The following is a 4312-nucleotide window of genomic DNA, read 5'->3' as shown; positions in this document are numbered from 1 at the left end:
ACTTGCCTTCTATATTTCGGTGCAAAGACTATGTGGTATTTACAGTTCCAGCGCGTGTGCGCTAAGCTCTTTTCGTCCCCCATTGGGACCCCCTTTCAATTCTTAATTAACTCTTGTAGTTGCCAGACCACAAGACGTTTTTATCAAATTGAAAGGGGTTATATAACTGACTTATAGCTGTAAGCTTTACGGAACCCCCAGCCTAGCTGGGGGTTTTCTCTATACAAAAAAGGGGAGCTTCACGCTCCCCCTCTTCAGCTCAAACAACAAGTCTGTTACAGAATCATCCCACCGAAGATAAATCCGAATGTCACTGCTGAAGCAATGGTTACAACTCCCGGAATGAAGAAAGGATGGTTAAAGACGTAGCTACCGATTCGAGTTGACCCGGTATCATCCATCTCCACTGCCGCCAATAATGTCGGATAGGTTGGCAGCACAAAGAGTGCACTGACCGCAGCAAAAGAAGCGACCGCAGTTAACGGAGCAACCCCGATAGCCAATGCAGCCGGCATTAATGCCGTCGTCGTCGCACCTTGAGAGTAAAGAAGCATTGACGCAAAGAACAGCGTAATTGCCAGCATCCACGGATATTGTTCAAGAATATGTGCAGATAATTCTTTAATCTCGTTGATATGACCGGAAACGAAGGTATCACCTAACCAAGCCACCCCAAGTACACAGACACAGGCACTCATCCCGGATTTAAATGTTGAAACCGAGCTGATTTTTGAAGCATCCACTTTGGTAAACAAAATGATTGCTGTTGCTGCCATCAGCATAATCGCCATAATCGCTTGGTTGCGGCCGATTGCAGGGTCAGTAATCAGTCCGACCGTTTTACTAATCATCGTTGCATAAGCAACCACAGCGACAATCGCAATGACGAAGATATAAACAGAGGTCTTCGCAGACGGTAGAATCTCACGGTTGGTCGCCCCACGAACTTTAATCAGACCTTTTGCCAGACGATCTTGATAAATCGGATCATCTTCGAGATCTTTACCTAAGAAATTCGCCACAAAAGCACCGACCATACAAGCCGCAAACGTGGTTGGAATACAAACAGCCAGCAGCATCAGATAACCGACGCCTAATGGTTCAAGAATCCCGGAGAAAAATACCACCGCAGCAGAAATCGGTGATGCCGTAATGGCAATTTGAGAAGCAACCACCGCAATAGAGAGTGGACGTGACGGTCTGACTTTTTGCTCTTTCGCAACTTCAGCAATTACCGGCAAAGTTGAAAATGCCGTATGACCAGTGCCCGCCAAAAGTGTCATCAGAAAAGTGACGATAGGTGCATAAAAGGTAATTTGTTTCGGGTTTTTTCTTAAAAACTGTTCTGCCAAGTCAACCAGCCAGTCCATCCCACCGGCAACTTGCATTGCTGCAATAGCCGTGATCACGGACATAATGATTAAAATAACATCGACCGGGATGGTACCAGCGTGCATACCTAATCCCATTGTCAGAATGATGACCCCCGCCCCGCCGGCAAATCCAATGCCGATACCGCCAATTCTGGCGCCGAGAAAAATGAAGAGCAGGACAATAAACAGCTCTACTGCTACCATGATGATACCTCGTTAAGTTATTGTATTTTAATTACTAATTTTTATTTCAATATCGAATAATGACTTAGTGGGGCAATTGATAGCAGATCCATTGCAAGCACCCTCTCACAAACTAAAATCCCTTACATCTCGACCATTCAATACAGACTTTAATTTACGAATTCCGTCTTGCTTTTTGTTACAGGAAATCAAAATATGGATAACTTCCTCATCACAAAAATATATTTATGAAATCAATATTCGTCCTAGATTCACAAATAAAAAATACGCTATATTTACATTTGAAACATTTTATAATTTGAAGTAACTGGCTGAACTTTCATTATTTCCTATAAATAAAACAAATGAGTTTACTGATAACACTCGCTATTGTTTCATATTCAGTGACAATAAAATAAACGGTGGGGATCTTGACAGGTAAACCTGATAGAGGGAGACGGACAGATAAAAAATGGAAAACATCTCTCATATGAATCATCAAGGGCCCTTAGTTTATTATGTCGGAAATCATTCAATAATGACTTGCCACTAAAATATAAGAATCCTTTCTGAACAAAGATTAGCTTAAAAATCCATCCTGATTTTGGGTTTCATCATACCGTACCAACGCAAAAATAACAGTACTTAGATCACCTTTTTGGTGCATGTTATTACTGACAAAAAAATAATTAAATGAAAATTGATCTGAATAAAATAATCAACACATTATATAATATCTGGCACAACAAATATTGTGCCAGATATAAATGAATAAATTGATTTTAATCAATTAGCCATTACGATAAATATAACTATAAGCATTAATTGCAGGGACACCGCCCAAGTGTGCATATAATATCTTAGCACCTTTCGGGAAGAACCCTTTGCGCGTCAGATCAATTAACCCCTGCATCGATTTTCCTTCATAGACCGGATCGGTCATCATCCCCTCCGTACGAGCGGCAATTCGAATCGCGTCATTGGTCTCATCTGAAGGAACGCCATAAGCCGGATAAGCATAATCATCCTTGATGATGATGTCTTCTGCGGTGATTTCCTGACCCAGTTCAACCAAATCAGCCGTATGCCGTGCAATGCGTAAAACCTGCTCATGGTTTTTCTCCGGTGTCCCTGAAGCATCAATACCAATCACTTTTTGTGCCCGGCCATCTGCCGCAAAACCGACGACCATCCCGGCCATTGTCGAACCAGTCACCGTACACACCACGATATAATCGAATTGAATGCCCATTTCGGCTTCTTGTTCGCGAACTTCTTCAGCAAACCGGACATACCCCAATCCACCGTATGGATGCTCAGATGCTCCGGCAGGAATCGGATAAGGTACACCACCTTTGGCTTTCACATCTTCGATCGCATTTTCCCAACTTTCGCGGATCCCGATATCAAAGCCTTCATCGACAAGCTCAATCTCAGCCCCCATCACCCGACTCATCAGGATATTCCCCACACGATCATAGACCGCATCCTGAAACGGCACCCAGCTTTCCTGAACCAGCCGACATTTCATCCCGATTTTTGCCGCCGTCGCTGCGACCAGACGAGTATGGTTCGACTGTACGCCACCAATAGTGACTAATGTATCTGCGCCACTGGCAAGCGCATCCGGAACAATATATTCCAGCTTACGAATTTTGTTACCGCCAAAAGCGAGCCCACAGTTACAATCTTCCCGCTTGGCATAAATCTCAACCTCGCCCCCCAGAAATTCACTCAACCGGCTAAGCTTCTCAATCGGGGTCGGACCAAAATTAAGCGGATAACGTTTAAACTTCTCTAAATTCATCACAGATTTCCTTTATATAGATAAGCCGTCCAATCATTCCTGCTGAAAGGATATGCACTTAGATTACTTAATCTGAAATGAAATGTGCTTCCGATTTGTTTTCATTTTTTTAATATAAATTTTACAAAAACACCATAAATAGCTATTTTATTAAAAATATGCTCATTGAAATGAAAGATTATTCCATGAACCAATCACTTGATCGTGTCGATCTGAAGCTATTACGCCTGTTACAACAAGATGGCAGAGCGAGTAACGCTGAACTGGCGGAAAAAACCAATATTAGCCCGGCGACTTGTCATCGCCGCGTTGAACGATTATTCAAACAGGGCACGATTCAGTCAGTCAGAGCTGAAATTAATCCGCATCATATTGATTTAGGAACTTTAGTCACGGTCGGCGTGGTACTGGATCGCTCAACACCGGAAAGCTTTGCCGAATTTGAAACGGCAATTGTTCGCCTGCCTGTCATTATTGACTGTCAGTTAGTTGCAGGGGAATTTGACTATTTTCTCCGGGTTCGGGTGCAAGATATGGCCGATTTTAACCAACTCCATGCGAATCAGTTGATCGCCCTGCCCGGAGTGCGGCAGATCCGCACTTTTTTTGTCATGAAAGAAGTCATTCACCATGCGCCCTTACGCTTCTAACTCACCGCGATTTGCAGTCATGATGAAAGATAAACATGAAAAAACGGGGCATTACAGCCCCGTTTCTTTTTGTATAGAGAAAACCCCCAGCTAGGCTGGGGGTTCCGTAAAGCTTACAGCTATAAGTCAGTTATATAACCCCTTTCAATTTGATAAAAACGTCTTGTGGTCTGGCAACTACAAGAGTTAATTAAGAATTGAAAGGGGGTCCCAATGGGGGACGAAAAGAGCTTAGCGCACACGCGCTGGAACTGTAAATACCACATAGTCTTTGCACCGAAATATAGAAGGCAAGTGTT

Annotated in this window: 3 protein-coding genes and 2 pseudogenes; 2 read left to right on the top strand and 3 right to left on the bottom strand. The window is 43.1% G+C overall.

All coding sequences use genetic code 11. From position 1 onward, the window contains the following. The 3 genes and pseudogenes from VR7878_RS20215 to VR7878_RS20205 form a co-directional block, all read right to left on the bottom strand. Positions 1 to 83 (bottom strand): annotated as a pseudogene (locus VR7878_RS20215) (IS200/IS605 family transposase); the annotation flags it as partial. A gap of 192 nt (positions 84 to 275) precedes the next feature. Beyond that, complete coding sequence (locus VR7878_RS20210) at positions 276 to 1577, bottom strand: anaerobic C4-dicarboxylate transporter (protein WP_077337763.1); 1302 nt, start codon at positions 1575 to 1577, stop codon at positions 276 to 278. A gap of 769 nt (positions 1578 to 2346) precedes the next feature. Next, a complete protein-coding gene (locus tag VR7878_RS20205) occupies positions 2347 to 3363 on the bottom strand; it encodes a 1-aminocyclopropane-1-carboxylate deaminase (protein ID WP_077337762.1) in 1017 nt (338 codons plus the stop codon). 185 nt (positions 3364 to 3548) lie between these two features. On the opposite strand from VR7878_RS20205, the gene VR7878_RS20200 reads away from it, so the two are divergent. Continuing rightward, positions 3549 to 4013, top strand: a complete 465-nt coding sequence (locus VR7878_RS20200; RefSeq protein WP_077337761.1) for an Lrp/AsnC family transcriptional regulator — start codon at positions 3549 to 3551, stop codon at positions 4011 to 4013. Between the two features lie 213 nt (positions 4014 to 4226). Further along, positions 4227 to 4312 (top strand): annotated as a pseudogene (locus VR7878_RS20195) (IS200/IS605 family transposase); the annotation flags it as partial.

Source organism: Vibrio ruber DSM 16370 (assembly GCF_900163965.1).
Classification (GTDB): Bacteria; Pseudomonadota; Gammaproteobacteria; order Enterobacterales; family Vibrionaceae; genus Vibrio; species Vibrio ruber.
Note: the sequence above shows the minus strand (reverse complement) of the source record. Positions and strands in the feature narration are given on the sequence as shown.

What these genes read in the sequence shown, in the direction of transcription:
- VR7878_RS20200 (WP_077337761.1), top strand. Translation starts at nt 3,549, where the DNA reads ATGAACCAATCACTTGATCGTGTCGATCTGAAGCTATTACGCCTGTTA.
- VR7878_RS20210 (WP_077337763.1), bottom strand. Translation starts at nt 1,577, where the DNA reads ATGGTAGCAGTAGAGCTGTTTATTGTCCTGCTCTTCATTTTTCTCGGC.
- VR7878_RS20205 (WP_077337762.1), bottom strand. Translation starts at nt 3,363, where the DNA reads ATGAATTTAGAGAAGTTTAAACGTTATCCGCTTAATTTTGGTCCGACC.